Here is an 18,744-nt window from a genome sequence, read left to right on the forward strand (position 1 = left end):
GATGGGATGATCGCGTGACTCAGCCTGCTTACCTGCGATTCCCGCACCTGCACGGCGACTTGATCACCTTCACGGCGGAGGACGACGTCTGGGCCGCGCCCCTCGACGGCGGCCGGGCCTGGCGGGTCAGCGCCGACAACATGCCGGTCGACCACCCCCGCCTGGCCCCCGACGGCACCTGCGTCGCCTGGACCTCCACCCGCGACGGCGACCCGGAGGTCCTCACCGCGCCCGTCGACGGCGGCGCGCCCGTGCGGCTGACGTACTGGGGCAGCGGCAAGACCTCCGTACGCGGCTGGACGCCCGACGGCGACGTGCTGGCGCTGACCACCCACGGCCAGTACTCGCTGCGCCGCACCTGGGCGCGCGCCGTGCCGACCGACGGCGGGCCCGCGCACACGCTGCCGTTCGGCCCCGTCGGGAACGTCGCGTACGGGCCGGAGGGCCGCGTCGCGCTGCTCACCGCGACCATGGGCCGGGAGGCGGCGTACTGGAAGCGCTACCGCGGCGGCACCGCCGGCCGGCTGTGGGTGCGCACCGCGCCCGACGCGGAGTTCACCCGGCCCGCCGGGCTGGACGCCGTCCTCGGCAACGCCGAGTATCCGCTCTGGGCCGGCGGGCGGCTGGCGTTCCTCTCCGACCACGAGGGCACCGGCGCGCTGTACTCCGCGGACCTGGCGGACCTCCCGGATCCCGCAGCCCCCGACCCGTACGCCGCGCTGCGCCGCCACACCCCACTCGGCGGCTTCTACGCCCGCCACGCCGCCACCGACGGTACCCGCGTCGTCTACGCCAGCGCCGGCGAACTGTGGCTCCTCGACGGCCTCGACGAAGGCACCGAGCCCCGCCGCCTCGACATCCGCCTCGGCGGCCAGCGCACCGACCTGCGCCCCCGCCCGCTGCGCGCCCGCTACAACCTCGGCGCCGCCCGCCCCGACCACACCGGCCGCGGCAGCGCCGTCGAGATCCGCGGCACCCTGCACTGGGTGACCCACCGCGAGGGCCCGGCCCGTGCGCTGGCCGCGGAGCCGGGCGTACGGGCCCGGATGCCGCGGGTGTTCCGGGCCGAGGGCGCCGAGCACGTGGTGTTCGTGACCGACGCCGAGGGCGAGGACGCGCTGGAGTTCACCCCCGCCGCCGGCCGCGACGCCGGGGCCACCCCCCGCCGCGTCGCCGCCGGGCGCCTCGGCCGCGCCACCGCGCTGGCCGTCGCGCCGGACGGCAGCCGCGTGGCCGTCGCCGCGCACGACGGCCGGGTGCTGCTCGTCGAACGCGCCTCGGGCGACGTACGCGAGGTGGACGCCAGCGCGTACGGCGACGCCAGCGGGCTGGTGTTCTCGCCCGACTCCGCCTGGCTGGCCTGGTCCCACCCGGGCCCCGGCGAGCTGCGGCAGCTACGGCTGGCCACCACCGACGGGCTGGCCGTCGCCGAGGCCACGCCGCTGCGCTTCCGCGACTTCTCCCCGGCGTTCACCGCCGACGGCAAACACCTGGCGTTCCTGTCCGAGCGGGCCTTCGACCCCGTCTACGACAGCCACGTCTTCGACCTGTCGTTCCCGTACGCCTGCCGCCCCCACCTGATCACGCTGGCCGCCGAGACGCCCTCGCCGTTCGGCCCGCAGCGCCACGGCCGGGCCCCCGAGCGCGGCGGCTCCGACGACGGCGACGACGCCGGCTCCGGCGACACCCCGCCGGTCACCCGCATCGACCTCGACGGCCTCGCCGACCGCATCCTGCCCTTCCCCGTCGAAGCCTCCCGGTACTCGACCCTGCGCGCCGCGGAAGGCGGCCTGCTGTGGCTCGTCCACCCGCTGCGCGGCATCCTGGGCACCGACACCGCGGGCCCCGACGACGACGGGCCCACCACCCGGCTGGAGCGCTACGACCTCGGCAAGCAGCGCGTCGAGGAACTCGCCGACGACGCCGACGGCTTCACCGTCACCGGCGACGGCACCCGGCTCCTGCTGCGCACCGACGGCAAGCTGAAGGTCGTCCCCGCCGACCGCAAGGCCAGCCACCTCGACGACGGCGACGGCGACAACGTCACCGTCGACCTCTCGCGCGTACGGCAGTTGCTCGACCCGGCCGCGGAGTGGCGGCAGATGTACGCCGAGGCCGGCCGGCTGATGCGCGACCACTTCTGGCGCGCCGACCTCGGCGGCGTCGACTGGGACGGCGTGCTGGAGCGCTACCGTCCGCTGCTGGACCGCGTCGCCACCCACGACGACCTCGTCGACCTGCTGTGGGAGGTGCAGGGCGAGCTGGGCACGTCGCACGCGTACGTCGTCCCGCCGGGCGGCGGCGCCCCCGCGGGCGCCCCGGAGCGGCGGCAGGGGCTCCTCGGCGCCGACATCACCCGTGCGGACGACGGCAGATGGCGCGTCGAGCGGATACTGCCGTCCGAGACCTCCGACCCCCACGCCCGCTCCCCGCTCGCCGCGCCCGGAGCCGCCGTCCGCCCCGGTGACGCGATCACGGCCGTCGACGGCCGGCCCGTGGACCCGCTGGCCGGGCCCGCGCCGCTGCTGGTGGGCGCGGCGGGCAAGCCGGTCGAGCTGAGCGTGCTGCCCGCCGACGGCGGCGACGTGCGCTACGCCGTGATCGTGCCCACCGCCGACGAGGAGCCGCTGCGCTACCACGCCTGGGTCGCCGGCCGGCGCGCGTACGTGCGGGACGCCTCCGAGGGCCGGCTCGGCTACCTCCACGTACCCGACATGCAGGGCCCCGGCTGGGCGCAGATCCACCGCGACCTGCGCGTCGAAGTCGCCCGCGAGGGCCTGGTGGTGGATGTCCGCGACAACCGCGGCGGGCACACCTCCCAGCTCGTCGTGGAGAAGCTGGCGCGGCGGATCGTCGGCTGGGAGGCGGCCCGCGGGCTCAGGCCCGTCAGCTACCCGATGGACGCGCCGCGCGGCCCGGTGGTCGCCGTGGCCAACGAGTTCTCCGGCTCCGACGGCGACATCGTCAGCGCGGCGATCCGGGCGCTGGGCATCGGGCCGATCGTCGGGCGGCGCACCTGGGGCGGGGTCGTCGGCATCGACAGCCGGTACCGGCTGGTCGACGGCACGCTGGTGACGCAGCCGAAGTACGGCATCTGGCTCCAGGGGCCGGGCTGGGACGTGGAGAACCACGGCGTGGATCCGGACGTGGACGTGCAGCTCACGCCGGAGGACTGGGCGCAGGGGCGCGACCCGCAGTTGGAGACGGCGGTGCGGCTGGCGCTGGCGGAGCTGGAGCGCAGCCCGGCGGCGGCGCCGCCGGAGACGCCGGGGGAGGCGGCGCCGGGGCCAGCTTCGCCAGGGGAAGCGTCGCCGGGGGAGGCGTCGCCGGGGGAGGCGTCGTCGGAGCCGGCGCAGCCGGAGTCGTCGCCGGATGCGGCGGGCCCGCCGCCGGAGCCGGCGGGGGAGTAGCGGCAGGGCGCCGGGTACGGGCCGCGGGGTACGATGCGGCCCGTATCGCCCGACTCGTACGAAGGAGGCCGGGAACATGGCCGGGGAACCGCAGGCCGACTGCCTGTTCTGCAAGATCACCGCAGGGGAGGTGCCCGCGACCATCGTCCGCGAGACCGCGACGACGATCGCCTTCCGCGACATCAACCCGCAGGCGCCCACCCACGTCCTCGTCATCCCCAAGGCCCACTACGCGGACGCCGGCACCCTCGCCGCCGCCGACCCGCAGCTCACCGCCGACGTGCTGCGCGAGACGGCCGAGGTCGCCGCCGAGGACAAGATCGACGGCACCGGCTACCGCGTCGTGTTCAACACTGGCGCGGGCGCCGGCCAGACCGTCTTCCACGCGCACGCCCACGTGCTCGGCGGGCGCGGCCTGAACTGGCCGCCCGGGTAGGGCGGGCCGCCCGGAGTTGTCCGCCCGCGAACTCGTCGTCCTCGGCACCGCCAGCCAGGTTCCCACCCGCCAGCGCAACCACAACGGCTACGTGCTGCGCTGGGACGGCGACGCCGTCCTCTTCGACCCCGGCGAGGGCACCCAGCGCCAGATGCTGCGCGCCGGCGTGGCCGCGTACGGCCTGAGCCGCGTCTGCATCACCCACTTCCACGGCGACCACTGCCTGGGCCTGCCGGGCATCATCCAGCGCCTCAACCTCGACCGCGTCCCGCACCCCGTCACCGTCCACTTCCCGGCGAGCGGGCTGCACTTCTACGAGCGGCTGCGGTACGCGAGCGCGTACCGGGAGACCGCGGTCGTCGAGGCCGGCCCGGTCGAGGCGGACGGCACGATCGCCACCACGTCCGCGTACACCCTTGAGGCCCGCCGGCTGCACCACCCCGTGGACGCGTACGGCTACCGCCTCGTCGAGCCGGACCGCCGCCGGATGCTCCCCGACCGCCTCGCGCGCGCGGGCATCGCGGGGCCGGACATCTCGCGGCTGCAGCACGAGGGTTCGCTGCGGGGCGTGCACCTGGAGGAGGTCTCGGAGCCGCGCCCGGGGCAGCGGGTCGCGTTCATCATGGACACGGGGCTGTGCGAGGGGGTGTACGCGCTGGCCGAGGAGGCGGACCTGCTGGTCATCGAGTCGACGTTCCTGGGCGCGGAGACCGCGCTGGCCATCGAGTACGGGCATCTGACGGCGGCGCAGGCGGCGGGGGTGGCGGTCGCGGCGGGCGTACGGCACCTGGTGCTGACGCACTTCTCGCAGCGCTATCCGGACCCGGCGGACTTCGCGCGGGAGGCGCGGGAGGCGGGGTACGAGGGGCTGCTGACGGTGGCGACGGACCTGGGCCGGGTGGCGGTGCCGGCGCGGCGCTGAGGGCGGCGGGGGGCGGCACGCCGCGGGGCGCGGTGGTGCGTTGCCGCGAGCGGCGGCCCGGCACAACCCGGGGTTCCGCTGCGCGCCCCCCGGCCATCGGCGAGTATGTAGCGGCACGCCCTTGACGACAGCCAGAAGGTCACCGCGATGAATGAACCCCTGCCGAACGACGCCCTCGACCCGAACTCCCGGGTGGACAGCACCGTGCCGCACTCGGCGCGGGTGTGGAACTACTGGCTCGGCGGCAAGGACCACTACGCCGTCGACCGCAAGGCGGGGGACGAGATGCTCGCCATGGCCCCCGCCCTGGTCAGGTCGGCGCGTGAGGACCGGCTGTTCCTCATGCGCTCCGTCCGGCTGCTCGCCGGCGGGCTCGGGATACGCCAGTTCCTGGACATCGGCACCGGCCTGCCCACCGCCGACAACACCCACGAGGTGGCCCAGCGCACCGCCCCCGACGCCCGGGTCGTCTACGTGGACAACGACCCCCTGGTCCTTGCGCACGCCCGCGCCCTGCTCACCAGCACCGCCGAAGGCGCCACCGCCTATATCGACGCCGACGTGCACGATCCGCAGGAGATCCTCCGGGACGCGGCGCACACCCTGGACTTCACCAGGCCGGTCGCCGTCACCATGCTGGGCATCGTGAACCACATGCCCGATGTCGAGGAGGCGCGAGCGGTCATCCGCCGGCTGATGGACGCGGTGCCGCCAGGCAGCTATCTGGTGATCTCCCACCCGACGACCGAGGTCGACACCGAGGCGATGCGCCAGGTGGCGGATCTCTGGAACGGCCGGGGCAGCTCTCCGCTGGTCATCCGCTCGGCCGCCGAGGTCGAGAGCCTCTTCGCGGGCCTGGAGCTGCTTGAGCCCGGAGTCGTCTCCTGTCCTCGCTGGCGCCCGGACCCCGCGGAGACTCCGCAGGTCGGCGCGCGTATCGACGTCGCACACTACTGCGGCGTCGCCCGAAAGCCCTGACGCGCCACCGCGACTTGGGAGCGGTGGGTGCCCTCGGCGGCCGGCTGCCGGTGTGCGGGGCGTTGTCAACGGACGGCCTCACGCCGTGCGCCCGCCGCCGCTGGCCGCTGCGCCGGGCGGTCGCGACGATCGGCTTCCGCCCGGAGCCGGACCCGGCTCCGGCTCCGCGGGGGCCGTAGGACGCCGCCGCACCCCGGCCGTCAGGCCCGGGTGGTGCTGCGCAGTTCGCCGTCCGGCGCGGCCAGCAGGACCGGGGTGCCCGGGCCGCCGAGGTCGCGGACGGCCGCGAGGTCCGCGTCCGCCGGGGCCGCCGCCTCGGTGACGACCGCCGCGGCCTCCAGCGAGGTGGCCCCGCTGGCGACGGCCATCGCCACGGCCGTCTGGAGCGCGGTCAGCGGCAGGGAGTCCAGCGCCACGGTGCCGGCGACGTAGGTGCGGCCGGTCTCGTCCCGTACCGCCGCGCCCTCCGGCACGGCGTTGCGCGCACGCGTACTGCGGGCCAGGGTGATGATCTTGCGGTCCTCGGGGTCCAGCGGGCTGCTCTCGCTCATACCGCCGAGCATACGAACCACCCGCCGTCCCCGCCCGACCGGCCCACCCCGGGCCCTCAGCCCGCGACGCTCCGCAGGCCCTCCCGCCGTCGTCCATCCCCCTGCGATGCCGTTCACAGCACGTCGACTTTGGCGCCTGTGAGTCGGTTCCGGCAGTCGAGCACGTTGAACGCCTCCGTGAGACGAGGGCCGGTCCCGGGCCGGACCGGTCAGGGCTCAGCCGCGGGCCGTGGGCAGGACGACCTGGCCGGTGACGAACCGGCTCCACAGCCCGAAGTCCAGGGGCCGGCCGGGCGGGGCGGTGCTCTCCGCGAAGCTGTAGGTGGTCCCGTTCGCCTCGCGGGTGGCGCCGAACTCGACTGTGAACCGGCTGCTCGCCGGTCGTTCCTGGGGCGAGATGCTACTTGGCACGATCAGCTCGTCGAACGCCCAGCGGTAGTCAGGCCGGTAGGGCACAGAGACCCGTTCGAGGGTGTTCTCGAAGATCGCGCCCGTCGCCGGGATGGTGATGAGCACGCCGCGTCCGTCGCCGTTGTAGGTGGTGTTGAAGACCTTCACCTCGGCCGCGCCGTCCTGCCCGTACGTCTCCGCCCGACCGGTGCCCACCAGGGACTCCGGAGGGCAGGCGGCGGGGCCGGCCGTCTCGATGGTCTCGCGGTCGCAGGTGGGGAAGTGCTCCGGGTGGAAGCTGATGGACTTGTCGAAGAGGAAGACGAAGCGGCCCGGCGCGGCCGGCTTCTCGCCGGAGGCGGTGCTGCTGCGGCGGTCGAAGGTGACGAGGATGCCGTCGCGGGTGCCGCCGTCGGGTCGTACGGCGGCGTCGAGCGTGTCGATGTTGGCCGGGCCCTCGACCTCCGGCTCCACAGGGTGGGCGGGACCGCCCGGGGCGGGGTCAGGCAGCGCGGGGGTGGCCGCGGAGGGAGCGGCGAGTGCCCCGGTGAGCAGCGCGGTCGCGATGGCGGCCAAGGCGGCGCGGGTAGCAGACCTGGTGGGGCGTCGAGGCGGGGGATGGAATGGGTGGTTCACGGTGGTCCAATCTCTTCGACAGGTATCGAAGAGTAAGGGAAGGGGGTTGTACTCTTCAAGGACTGTCGAAGAAATGCCGTCATGTCTCGGAAGGGTGGGGCCACGATGCTGACGGGCCGCTGGGAGCCGCTGGATCAGCCGCCTGTCGGTGAAGTGTCGCTGGACGACGTGCTGAAGGCGCTGGCCGATCCGGCGCGGCGCGAGATCGTGCGTCTGCTGGCAGCCGAGGGTGAAAGGGCCTGCGGAACGTTCGGCCTCGACCTGGCGCCCTCGACGCTGAGCCACCACTTCCGGGTGCTCCGCGAGGCGGGGATCCTCAGTCAGTACAACCAGGGGCGCCGCCGGATGAATGCCCTGCGTTTCGAGGAGTTCGAGCGGGGATTCCCCGGCTTGCTCCAGGCCGTGGGCGTCCTCGGCGGGGTGAGCAGGTCTGTCCGGGATACCGGCCGACGCTGATCAGCGCGCTGCGCACGCTGGGCGGATACCGGGACCTACGCCGCTGAACCCACCGGTCAACTCCCGTACGCGCCCGGCCAAGAGCCCGGTGGCGGCGAACGCCAGCTCCTCCAGCGCCAGGGCCAGCGGCGGGGGTGGGGGAGAGTAAGGGCGGCCGTCAGCCCGCGATGCGCCGCAGGCCCTCGCGGCGGCCCTCCGGGGTCGTCAGCCACTGCAGCTTCTCCGCCGTGCCCGTGCCCTCCACCGCGTTGTGCAGCACGATCGTCAGATCCGGCCGGGCCGGCAACTGCAAATGCGTGCTCACCAGGAAAAGCGTGCCCGCGACCGGGTGCTCGACCTCCTTCGCCGTCTGCCCGGCGGCGGCCACGTCCCCGCTGCTCCACAGCGCGCGGAACTCCTCACTCTCCTCCGCCAGCCCGTCGACGACCAGTTGGAAGCCCTCGTCGTCCAGCCGCTCCGCCATCGCCGCCCGGTACTCCGCGACCACGATCGGAGCCGTCTGCGCCCAGCGCGTCGAACGGGACCGGTACACGGGGTCGGTGAAGAAGTTGACCAGGCAGTTCTCGGAGATCTCCGGCCGCATCCCAAAGATCATGGCCGCCGCGTCGTTGTGCGCGATCGTGTTCCAGTACGCGTCCATGATGTGCCCCGGCAGCGGCATCCAACTGTCGATGACCCGCTTCAGCTCGTCGCACAGATGGTCCGGGTCGTACTCCGCCGTCCGGGCCGGCGGGTTCAGTCCAGCCAGCACGTACAGATGCCGCCGCTCGACGGCGCTCAGCCGCAGCACCCGCGCCACCGCGTCCAGCACCTGCGGCGAGACCGTGATGTCCCGTCCCTGCTCCAGCCACTGGTACCAACTGGCCCCCACGCCCGCGAGCACCGCGACCTCCTCGCGGCGCAGCCCCGGCGTACGGCGCCGGGCGCCGCCGTCCGGCAGCCCCGCCTCGGCGGGGCTCACCCGCGCCCGGCGGGTCATCAGGAACTCGCGCAGCTCCCGGTGCCTGCGGGACCTCGTGCCGCCCGCGGACGGTGTGACGGTCGCTGCCATGGATCCCCCTCGTCCGTAGCTGGTGGTACGGCCACCAGGATAAGTTCCCGCTCCCCAGCAAACCCAGGGCCGCCGGACTCTGTTCCCATGCCATCCGAGACCACGGCCCCGGCCGCCCACGAGAAGACGGCCACCGCCACCGCCGGCGAACCCGCGCCGGCCGGCACCGCGGCCGGCCCGGCCGCCGCCCCCGTCCGCTTCACCGGCCGAGCCCGGCTGGTGCTCCTCCTCCTGTGCGCGTCCCAGTTCATGGTCGCGCTCGACTTCTCCATCCTCAACGTCGCCCTCCCCGAACTCGGCGCCGACCTCGGCCTCGGCCAGGCCAGCCTGCAGTGGGCCGTCACCGCCTTCGCCCTGCCCTCCGGCGGCTTCCTGCTCCTCTTCGGCCGCATCGGCGACCTCTACGGCCGCCGCCGGCTCTTCCTCACCGGCCTCACCGTCTTCGCCGTCGCGTCTGTCCTCGCCACGCTCGCGTGGAACCCCGCGACGTTCCTCGCCGGCCGCGCCCTCCAGGGCCTCGGCGCCGCCGCCCTCGTCCCCACCGGCATGGCCCTGCTGACCACCGGCTTCCCCGAAGGCCCGCAGCGCTCCCGGGCGCTGAGCATCATGGGCAGCATCATGGCGCTCGGCTTCACCGCCGGCATGCTCCTCGGCGGCGTACTCACCGAGGCGTTCGGCTGGCGCTCCACGATGGCGCTGCTCGCCGTCGCCGCCGTCGCCGTGCTGGCCGTGGCGCCCGGAGTGCTCGCCGAGAGCCGCCCCGACCGCCGTCCCCGGCTCGACATCCCCGGCGCCGCCACCGTCACCGGCGGCCTCCTCGCGCTGATCTACGCCCTGTCCACGGCCGGCGAGCACGGCTTCGGCAGGCCCGACGTGCCCGTCACCCTCGCCGTCGGCGCCGCGCTGCTCGTCGCGTTCGCGGCCGTCGAGGCCAGGACAGAAGAGCCGCTGGTGTCGCTGCCGCTGCTGCGCCGCCCGACGGTGGGGTGGGGCGCGCTCGGCGGTCTTGCCACGTTCTCGATGATGAGTTCCGTCGTCTTCCTCGGCACCCTCTAACTCCAGGAGATCCGCGGCATCAGCGCCCTCGGCACCGGGCTGATCTTCGGCGTCATGGGCCTGACCGCCGCCGCCGGCGGCACCGTCGCGCCCCGGCTGGTGGCCCGCTGGGGCGCACACCGCACGCTCCAGGCCGGGCTGCTGCTGCAGGGCGTGACCACCGCGCCGCTGGTGCTCATCGGCGACTCGGCGGCGGGCGTGTGGCTGGTCATCGTCTTCGGCGCGGTCGCCGCGTTCTTCCACCTGTGGGCGATCGTCGCGTACGGGCTGACCGTGACCTCCGGGGTGCCGAACGAGCAGCAGGGCCTCGCCACCGGCGTCGTCACCAGTGCCCAGCAGCTCGGCTTGACCGTCGGCATCCCGCTGCTCAGCGCGCTGGCGGCGAGCCAGAGCGGGCTGCTCGACGGCCTGCGGATGGGCCTGGCGGCGGACGCGGCGGTGCTGGTCACGGTGGCGCTGCTGGTCGCGGTGGGCCTGCGCCGCGGGGCCGCGCGCGCGGCGGCGTAGCCGGGAAAGGCGGGGGGCGCGGGGCCGGCGGGCGGAAGACGCCGGGCCCGCGCCTCCCCGTACGGGGGCCGTCGCGCACGGCGTACGGGCCGGGGCGGACGTCCGTGCCGTACGGACCGCGGTGTACGGACCGGGGCGTACGCCCGTGCCGTACCCCTACCCCCGCTCCTCCGCCTCCGTCTCCGCCTCCCGCACCGGCTCCACCAGCACCGTCACGATCTTGTTCCGCCGCCCCGCCGGCGACTCCGCCGTCAGCCGCAGCGCCCGCAGCCCCGGGTCGGAGGCGTCGTGCGTCACGTCGACCTCCGCCGTCGCCCCCGCGATCGGCACCCGCCCCAACTGCTTCGCGAGCAGCCCGCCGACCGTCTCCACGTCCTCGTCGTCCAGCTCCAGGTCGTACAGCTCGCCCAGGTCGCCGATGTCCAGCCGGGCCGTGACCCGGTAGCGGCCACCGCCCAGCTCCGCCGCCGGCGGCAGCTCCTGGTCGTACTCGTCGGTGATCTCGCCGACGATCTCCTCCAGGATGTCCTCGATCGTCACGATCCCCGCCGTCGACCCGTACTCGTCGATGACGACCGCCACGTGGATCCGCTGCTGCTGCATCTCCCGCAGCATGTCCGCGGCCTTCTTGGTGTCCGGTACGAACGCCGCCTGCCGCATCGCCGTCGACACCAGCTCCGCCTCGGCCTCCCGGCTGATGTGCACCTTCCGCGCCAGATCCTTCAGGTACACCACGCCGACGACGTCGTCCTCGCTCTCGCCCGTCACCGGGATCCGCGAGAAGCCCGAGCGCAGCGCGAGCGTCAGCGCCTGCCGGAGCGTCTTGTACCGCTCGATGGTCACCACGTCCGTGCGCGGCACCATCACCTCGCGCACCAGCGTGTCGCCGAGCTCGAAGACGGAGTGGACCATCCGCCGCTCTTCGTCCTCGATCAGCGACTCCTTCTCCGCCAGGTCCACCATCGCGCGCAGCTCCGCCTCCGAGGCGAACGGACCCTGGCGGAAGCCCTTCCCCGGCGTCAGCGCGTTGCCGAGGAGGATCAGCAGCCGCGGCACCGGGCCCATCACGCGCGCCAGCGGCAGCAGCACGTACGCGGCGGCCGTCGCGGTCACCACCGGATGCTGCCGTCCGATCGTGCGCGGCGAGACGCCGATCGCGACGTACGAGACGAGGACCATCGCGCCGATCGCGACCGTCAGCGCCTCCCAGGTGCGGTCGAAGTAGCGCAGGCAGCCGTACGTGACGAACACGCCCGCCGCCGTCTCGCAGCCGACCCGCACCAGCAGCGCGACGTTCAGATAGCGCACCGGGTCCGACGTCACCGCCAGCAGCTTCGCCGAACCGCGCCGCCCGGTCCGTACCGCGTCCTCGGCGGCGATCCGCGTCGTGCGCGCCAGCGCGGTCTCCGCGCACGACGCCAGCCAGCCGACCCCCACGAGCACGACCGCCGCGGCGATCAGCCGGGCGGTCATCGCTCCGTGGGCGCCGGTGACGGCCCGGTCACGCCGCGCTCCGCGCGCCAGCCGTCGACGATCGCCTTCTGCAGGCCGAACATCTCGGCCTTCTCCGCGGGGTCCTCGTGCTCGTAGCCGAGGAGGTGCAGCACCCCGTGCACCGTGAGCAACTGGAGTTCCTCGTCCATGGAGTGGCCGGTGGGCGCCGCGGCGCCCTGCCGGCGGGCGACGTCGGGACAGAGCACGATGTCACCGAGGAGCCCCTGCACGGGCTCCTCGTCGTCCTTGGCGGGCGGGCGCAGCTCGTCCATGGGGAACGACATCACGTCCGTCGGCCCCGGCTCGTCCATCCACTGCACGTGCAACTGCTCCATCGCGGCGGGGTCGACGAGGATCACGGACAGCTCGGAGAGCGGATGGACCCGCATCCGCGCGAGCGCGTACCGCGCGACGTCGAGCACGGCCTCCTCGTCGGTCTCGACCCCGGATTCGTTGTTGACCTCGACGGACACGGGTCTAGGCCCTGCCGTTCCTGTCGACGCCGGTTCTGACGTCGTACTTGTCGTACGCCTCGACGATCCGGCTCACCAGCTTGTGCCGGACGACGTCCTTGCTGGTGAGAGTGGAGAAGTGGACGTCCTGCACGCCGTCCAGGATGCCCTGCACCTGACGCAGCCCGCTCTTGGTCCCGCCCGGCAGGTCGACCTGGGTGACGTCACCGGTGACGACGATCTTCGAGTTGAACCCGAGCCGGGTGAGGAACATCTTCATCTGCTCGGCGTTCGTGTTCTGCGCCTCGTCGAGGATGATGAACGCGTCATTCAGCGTGTTGTGCGTGAGCAGGTAGTCCTGCGTCACGTACAGCGAATCCTCCGCCGCCACCTGGATGCACACGGTCTCCTCGCGGCCCGCCGGCTCGATGCTGTCGATGAACCGCATCGGACGGCCGCCACCACCGGCGGCGTGGTATTTCTCGCGCTTGCGCGCGAGCCGGAAGGGCTCGATGCCTTCGGGGAGCCGGATGTCGACGATGTGCGCGTCGCGGCGGTGGTGCACGTCGCGACCCCGTGCCCGCCCGGGCTTCCGGCCTTCGGCCGCCCGGCGACGGGTGCAGGCGACGCCGCCCAGGGACTGGACAAGGGAGATGATGTCGTCGCGGAGCAGGGTTGACGTTGTCGTGTACTGAATCCGGCACGTCCGGTCAGACTGAGTGACCGGACCTCCATCGGTATCGAGCAGGCCCTGGAGAAGGGCCAGACGGACTTCGGGTGTGTTGTACAGGTAGTCGTCGGGCACGAACGTGGAGACCGACCGCGAGCCGAGCAGACCGAGTGTCCGCAGGTCCCGGGTGACGGGGTTCTCCAGCGTGATGACGTCGCCGGGCGCCGTCTCGCGGTTGAGGACGTAGTCCACGGGCCCCTTCCGCCGAACCGTGACGCCCGGCAGGGCCGCTTCCAGGGCCGGTACCAGCTCCGGATCGGTAGTGGAGAACGCCGGCGTGGTGGCGCCCGTGATGCAGCCGTCGCCGAGCAGCAGGCCCAGCGCGTACGCGTCCATCGGCACGTCGCGGGCCGGGAACTGCGCCGGTCCGGTCAGCAGCGGCAGCTCGTACCTGCGCGCGTGTGCGGTACGCAGGTTGCCGATCATCTCCTGGGTCTCCAGGACCCGCCACGGCTTGTTGCGACGCTTGTCCGAGGCGGTCCTGACCGTCCACAGGTGCTCGCCGCAGCACAGCGTCCACGAACCATCCTGCGCGGTGACGCGGTAGATGTCCCTCTCACCCTGGGGATACACCCCCAGCACCGGGGTCGGCTCGCCACTGGAGCTGATCACCAGGTCACCGACCTGGAGGTCGCCGATCGGGCGCCAGCCGTCCGGGGTGAGCACCTTGGTGAAGAGCGGCATCGCCCGGCCCCTCATGTATGCCAGCGGCGCCACCTCGATCGTGCCGGCCGCCATCAGGCGCGGGATCGAGTCCGGGTCCAGCATGTCGTGCAGGGCGTCGTACAGCGGGCGCAGGTACGGGTCGATCTTCTCGTACAGCGTGCCCGGCAGGAAGCCGAGGCGTTCGCCGGCCTCGACCGCGGGGCGGGTCAGGATGATGCGGTTGACCTGCTTGGACTGCAGGGCCTGGACCGCCTTGGCCATGGCGAGGTACGTCTTGCCGGTGCCGGCGGGGCCGATGCCGAAGACGATGGTGTGCTTGTCGATGGCGTCGACGTAGCGCTTCTGGTTGAGCGTCTTCGGGCGGATCGTCTTGCCGCGGTTGGACAGGATGTTCTGCGTCAGGACCTCGGAGGGGGCGTGGTGGCCGCCGGCCTCGTCGTCGCGGTCGGACTTGAGCATGGCGATCGTCCGCTCCACCGCGTCCTCCGTCATGGGGGCTCCGGTGCGCAGGACGAGGAGCATCTCGTCGAAGAGACGCTGGACGAGGGTGACTTCCTCGGCGGCGCCGACGGCGCTGACCTCGTTGCCCCGGACGTGGATGTCGGTGGAGGGGAACGCCTTCTCGATGACCCGCAGGAGGGCGTCTCCGGAGCCCAGCACCGTCACCATGGGGTGCTTTGCCGGGATGGTGATGTGGGCGCGGGCCTGTCCCTCTTCGGGGGTGCGGCTTACGGGTGTCTGTGTCATGGGCCGGCCCTCGGGCCTGAATCTCATCCCACTTCTTCGCTCGCGTAACTGTGAGGGGGCCCGCCGGACGGACCACGCCCCGGGGTCCCGGCGCCTGCTCCACGCGCAGGCCCTGACGCCATCGTAACGGGGTGAGGTGCGGCTGTGGCCAGTGAGTTTCGAGGACGGTACGCCAGACGTGTGGGAGACGCGGGGGCGGCTGCTCAGGGCCCACTGCGGTACCGCGGGGCCCCGCGGATACGGGTTCCTGCCGGTACGGGGCCCGCGGCTACGCCGCCGGCGGTGCCTCCCGGAACGCCGCCGCGAACTCCGCGACCTCCCGCCGCCCGTCGTCCGCCCGCCACACCAGCGCCAGCTCGCACGGCGCCAGCCCCCGTACCGGCACGGACACCAGGTCCGGCCGCGGGTACAGCCGCGCGTTGCCCTCCGCCAGCAGGACCACGCCAAGACCCGCGCCCACCGCCTCGAAGACCTCCTCCGGCGACGACGCCTCCAGCGCCACCACGGGCTCCCGCCCGTCCCGCTCCGCCGTGGCCAGCCAGAAGTCGCGCAGCGGGCCCGCCGACCGCGGCAGCGCCACGAACGGCTCGTCGAGCAGCTCCGCGAAGGCCACCTCCGTCCGGCCGGCCAGCCGGTGGTTCAGCGGCAGCGCCACCCAGCGCTCCTCGCGTACGAGGACCTTCGCCGTCAGCTCCGTGCCCACCCCCGGCACCGGCAGCCAGCAGAACGCCGCGTCGGCGCCCCCGCCGGCCAGCCCCGCGGTGGGGTCCTCCCAGGTGACCAGCCGCAGCGAGATCCGCCAGCCCTGCTCGCGGAACCGGCCCAGCACCTCCCGTTGCAGGTCACGCCCCACCGCCGTCTGCATGCCCACGGCCAGCGACCCGGCGGGCCCGGCGGCCCGCGCGGCCCGTACCGCCTCGGCCCAGCCCGCCGTCAGCTCCCGCGCCGCCGGCAGCAGCGCCGCGCCCTGCGGGGTGAGCGCGACGGTGCGCGCCCGCCGCTCGAAGAGGGGGAAGCCGAGCTGCCGCTCCAGCGCCCGGACCTGTTTGGACAGCGCGGGCTGGGAGACGTACAGCCGCTCGGCGGCGCGCGTGAAGCTCAGCTCCTCCGCGACCGCCGTGAAATAGCGCAGGTCGCGTACGTGTACGTCCATAGCCACCGGTTATAGCCGTAGGTCTTGGACGCCGCCATCGAATTCCGCGGAGGCTTGCGGGCATGACGACAGCTTCGAACACCGTTCCCGCCCGCACCCTCGGCTCCCTGGAGTCCCCGGCCATCGGCTACGGCGCGATGGTGCTCTCACCCGGCGTGTACGGCGAGACCGACGACGACCGCGGCGTCACGGCGATACGGGCCGCCCTCGACGCCGGCGCCGTCCATGTCGACACCTCCGACGCCTACGGACCCGGCGGCCACAACGAGCGCCTGATCGGCCGGGCGCTGGCCGGGAGGCGCGACGAGGTGGTGCTGGGGACGAAGTTCGGGCTCAGCCTCCCCGAGGGCGCCGGGGGGCGCACGACTCCCGTCAACTACGCCTTCGGCAGCCTGACGGTCAACGCCGAGCCGCGGTACGTACGCGGCTACGCCGAGAGCTCGCTGCGCAATCTGCGGACCGACCGCATCGACCTGTACTACGTGCACTACCCCGACCCGGCGGTGCCGATCGAGGACACGGCGGGCGCCATGGCCGAGCTGGTCGCCGAGGGCAAGGTCCGCCACTTGGGACTGTCCAACGTCACCGCAGAGCAGCTGCGCCGCGCCCACGCCGTGCACCCGGTCACCGCGGTGCAGGCGCAGTGGTCGATGTGGACGCCGGTCGACGCGGAGCTGCACGCCGCGGCGCGCGAGCTGGGCGTGGGCGTCGTCGCCTGGGGGCCGCTGGGTACGGGCTTCCTCACCGGCTCCGTGACGGACGTCGCGGACGGCGACTTCCGCCGCAACATCGGCGCCTTCGACGCCGCGTACCTCAAGACCAACCACGACCGCTTCGCGCCGCTGCGCGCGGTCGCGGCCGACCTGGGGCTCACCCCGGGGCAGCTTGCGCTGGCCTGGCTGCTGCACCAGGACGACCACGTCGTGCCCATCCCGGGCAGCCGGACGCCGGCGCACATTGAGGAGAACGTGGCGGCGGCCCGCGTCGAGCTGCACCCGGACACCCTGGCGCGGATCGACGGGATCCTCGCGGGGCTGGCTCCGGAGGGTGGGGCGCGGCTGCTGGACGCGTAGCACCCGGGGGGCACTCGGGCGGGGGCGCCCCGGCGGGCGCCGGGACCGGAGCGGCGGTCGGGGCCGGCCGGCGGTCGGGGAGAATGCTCCCCATGACCACCCCTGACACCGGGCACCGCTCCGGCTTCGCCTGCTTCGTCGGCCGGCCCAACGCCGGCAAGTCGACCCTGACCAACGCGCTGGTCGGCCAGAAGGTGGCCATCACCTCCAGCCGGCCGCAGACGACCCGGCACACCGTGCGCGGCATCGTCCACCGCCCCGACGCGCAGCTCGTGCTCGTCGACACCCCCGGGTACCACAAGCCGCGCACGCTCCTGGGCCAGCGGCTCAACGACGCGGTGCGCGCCACCTGGGCCGAGGTCGACGTGATCGGCTTCTGTGTGCCGGCGAACGAGAAGGCCGGCCCCGGCGACCGGTTCATCGCCGCCGAGCTGGCCGGGCTGCGGCGTACCCCGAAGGTCGCCGTCGTCACCAAGACGGACCTGGCCGACTCCGACACCGTCGCGGCGCAGCTCGTGGCCGTGGACCGGATGGCGAAGGACCTGGGCTTCGAGTGGGCCGAGGTGGTGCCGGTCTCGGCGGTCGAGGGCAAGCAGGTCGGCCTGCTCGCCGACCTGCTGGTGCCGCTGCTGCCGGAGGGCCCGGAGCTGTACCCGGACGGGGAGCTGACCGACGAGCCGGAGCAGGTGATGGTCGCCGAGCTGATCCGGGAGGCGGCTCTGGAGGGCGTACGGGACGAGCTGCCGCACTCGATCGCGGTGGTGGTCGACGAGATGGAGCCGCGCGAGGACCGCCCGGCGGACCGGCCGCTGCTGGACGTCCACGCCAATCTGTTCATCGAGCGGGACAGCCAGAAGGGCATCGTCATCGGGCCGAAGGGCAAGCGGCTGAAGGAGATCGGCACCAAGGCCCGCGGGCACATCGAGGCGCTGCTGGGCACGCCGGTGTATCTGGACATCCACGTGAAGGTCGCCAAGGACTGGCAGCGGGACCCGAAGAAGCTGCGGCGGCTGGGGTTCTGAGCGCGGGGGCGCGCGGAGGCACCGGGGTCCCGCGCGCGTCCCGTACGAGCCGGGCGGGCCCGCCCTGTACGGGGGCGTGCGCCCGTGCCGTACGGGTCACGGGCACGTGCGGTACGCGCCGGGCCGTTCCGTACCCGAGGGCCGCGCCGCGCCTCTCAGGACGGCATGCGCGCGGAGGTCAGCAGCCGCTCGACGTCCGAGGCGGTCAGCATCAGCGCGTCCCCGACGACGGCCAGCGTCTCCCACTCCGGCGGCGTGTACGCCCCGTCCGCAAGCGCGATGCGCGCGCCGCTGAGCAGGATCGACTCCCGCCCGGCGGGCACCAGGTGCGGCGCCAGCGGCGCGAGCGTCTCGCGCAGCTCCGCCTCGAAGTTCCGCTGCTCCGGCGGGAGGTCCGGGCACAGGTCGGGCATCCGCCCGGAGTCGGCCTCGATGGCGGCCAGCAGCGTCAGCAACTGCTCCTCGGTGCAGTCGTCGTAGCCCGCGGTGCGCACCGCGGTGACGGCGGTGCAGCGTACGGCGGGGGAGGAGGTGCCGCCGGCGTGGAGGACGGCGAGCGCGACGGCGTGGGTGGCGTCGCGCAGCAGCAGCGCGAAGCGCGTGGAGGTGGGTTCGGCCAGGGCGCCGAGGCCGAAGTGGCCGCCGCAGTCGGCGCATTCGACGACGGGTCCCGCGGTGCCGCGGGAGAGCACGGGCACGCCGAGGACGGTGAACCGCCTTCTGCCGGTGCGCCGGAGGCAGGTGCGGTCGCCGCCGCAGCCGGGGCAGAAGAACTCACCGTCGGACTCGGTGTGCCAGGACGTCCGCACGCCGGCGAACCGGCGGAAGATATGCGTCACGTCGACCTCCCTCACGCTTCGGCAACGCTGCCGCGCTGACGTGATGCTAACCACACCGGCGGACATCGTCAGCCCTCGCGCACGTCAAGGCGGTGTGAACGAGCCGCGCCCCGCGCCCCGTCCGCGTACGGACGGCGCACGGGGCGCTTCGGCGCTCCGGGCGTGCTCCGGGGTG

15 protein-coding genes and 1 pseudogene are annotated in these 18,744 nt (G+C 73.8%); 8 read left to right on the plus strand and 8 right to left on the minus strand.

Going from position 1 to position 18,744, the window contains the following annotated elements; all coding sequences use genetic code 11:
* Positions 1-14 precede the first annotated feature (14 nt).
* From B124_RS09830 to B124_RS09845, 4 genes are all read left to right on the plus strand, one after another.
* Complete coding sequence (locus B124_RS09830; protein ID WP_496502337.1) at positions 15-3,410, plus strand: S41 family peptidase; 3,396 nt, start codon at positions 15-17, stop codon at positions 3,408-3,410.
* A gap of 76 nt (positions 3,411-3,486) precedes the next feature.
* Complete coding sequence (locus tag B124_RS09835; protein ID WP_496502338.1) at positions 3,487-3,846, plus strand: histidine triad nucleotide-binding protein; 360 nt, start codon at positions 3,487-3,489, stop codon at positions 3,844-3,846.
* A 16-nt stretch (positions 3,847-3,862) separates the two neighbouring features.
* Complete coding sequence (locus tag B124_RS09840) at positions 3,863-4,768, plus strand: ribonuclease Z (protein ID WP_496502339.1); 906 nt, start codon at positions 3,863-3,865, stop codon at positions 4,766-4,768.
* Positions 4,769-4,915: 147 nt separating this feature from the next.
* Positions 4,916-5,746 carry an SAM-dependent methyltransferase gene (locus B124_RS09845; RefSeq protein WP_496502340.1) on the plus strand — a complete coding sequence of 277 codons (831 nt, stop codon included), beginning with the start codon at positions 4,916-4,918 and terminating at the stop codon, positions 5,744-5,746.
* A 200-nt stretch (positions 5,747-5,946) separates the two neighbouring features.
* On the opposite strand, the gene B124_RS09850 is transcribed toward B124_RS09845, so the two are convergent.
* Positions 5,947-6,309 carry a cytidine deaminase-like protein gene (locus B124_RS09850; RefSeq protein ID WP_496502341.1) on the minus strand — a complete coding sequence of 121 codons (363 nt, stop codon included), beginning with the start codon at positions 6,307-6,309 and terminating at the stop codon, positions 5,947-5,949.
* Positions 6,310-6,513: 204 nt separating this feature from the next.
* Positions 6,514-7,263, minus strand: coding sequence for a hypothetical protein (locus B124_RS09855; protein WP_496502342.1), 750 nt, complete (start codon positions 7,261-7,263; stop codon positions 6,514-6,516).
* 165 nt (positions 7,264-7,428) lie between these two features.
* Between B124_RS09855 and B124_RS09860 the strand changes: the two genes are divergently transcribed.
* Positions 7,429-7,779: an ArsR/SmtB family transcription factor gene (locus B124_RS09860; protein ID WP_496502343.1), complete on the plus strand. Its 351-nt coding sequence runs from the start codon at positions 7,429-7,431 to the stop codon at positions 7,777-7,779.
* 157 nt (positions 7,780-7,936) lie between these two features.
* Here B124_RS09860 and B124_RS09865 read toward each other — a convergent pair whose 3' ends face one another.
* A complete protein-coding gene (locus B124_RS09865; RefSeq protein ID WP_496502344.1) occupies positions 7,937-8,830 on the minus strand; it encodes a helix-turn-helix transcriptional regulator in 894 nt (297 codons plus the stop codon).
* An 87-nt stretch (positions 8,831-8,917) separates the two neighbouring features.
* Between B124_RS09865 and B124_RS09870 the strand changes: the two are divergent.
* Positions 8,918-10,393, plus strand: a pseudogene (locus B124_RS09870) (MFS transporter).
* 156 nt (positions 10,394-10,549) lie between these two features.
* On the opposite strand, the gene B124_RS09875 reads toward B124_RS09870, so the two are convergent.
* From B124_RS09875 to B124_RS09890, 4 genes are all read right to left on the minus strand, one after another.
* Positions 10,550-11,866 (minus strand): hemolysin family protein, encoded by a 1,317-nt coding sequence (locus B124_RS09875; protein ID WP_496502345.1) that lies wholly within the window; start codon positions 11,864-11,866, stop codon positions 10,550-10,552.
* A complete protein-coding gene (gene ybeY, locus B124_RS09880; protein WP_496502346.1) occupies positions 11,863-12,360 on the minus strand; it encodes an rRNA maturation RNase YbeY in 498 nt (165 codons plus the stop codon). The genes B124_RS09875 and ybeY overlap by 4 nt, the downstream gene beginning before the upstream one ends.
* 4 nt (positions 12,361-12,364) lie before the next feature.
* Positions 12,365-14,482, minus strand: coding sequence for a PhoH family protein (locus tag B124_RS09885; RefSeq protein ID WP_496502347.1), 2,118 nt, complete (start codon positions 14,480-14,482; stop codon positions 12,365-12,367).
* 268 nt (positions 14,483-14,750) lie between these two features.
* Positions 14,751-15,635, minus strand: a complete 885-nt coding sequence (locus B124_RS09890; RefSeq protein ID WP_496502348.1) for a LysR substrate-binding domain-containing protein — start codon at positions 15,633-15,635, stop codon at positions 14,751-14,753.
* Positions 15,636-15,697: 62 nt separating this feature from the next.
* Between B124_RS09890 and B124_RS09895 the strand changes: the two genes are divergently transcribed.
* Both B124_RS09895 and era read left to right on the plus strand, forming a co-directional pair.
* Entirely contained in the window at positions 15,698-16,708 is a 1,011-nt protein-coding gene (locus B124_RS09895; RefSeq protein WP_496502349.1) for an aldo/keto reductase, read from the plus strand.
* Between the two features lie 92 nt (positions 16,709-16,800).
* A complete protein-coding gene (gene era, locus B124_RS09900) occupies positions 16,801-17,730 on the plus strand; it encodes a GTPase Era (protein ID WP_496502350.1) in 930 nt (309 codons plus the stop codon).
* 155 nt (positions 17,731-17,885) lie between these two features.
* On the opposite strand, the gene B124_RS09905 is transcribed toward era, so the two are convergent.
* Positions 17,886-18,635 carry a zinc ribbon domain-containing protein gene (locus B124_RS09905; RefSeq protein ID WP_496502351.1) on the minus strand — a complete coding sequence of 250 codons (750 nt, stop codon included), beginning with the start codon at positions 18,633-18,635 and terminating at the stop codon, positions 17,886-17,888.
* Positions 18,636-18,744: the final 109 nt, after the last annotated feature.

It is taken from the genome of Streptomyces sp. CNP082 (assembly GCF_059570535.1).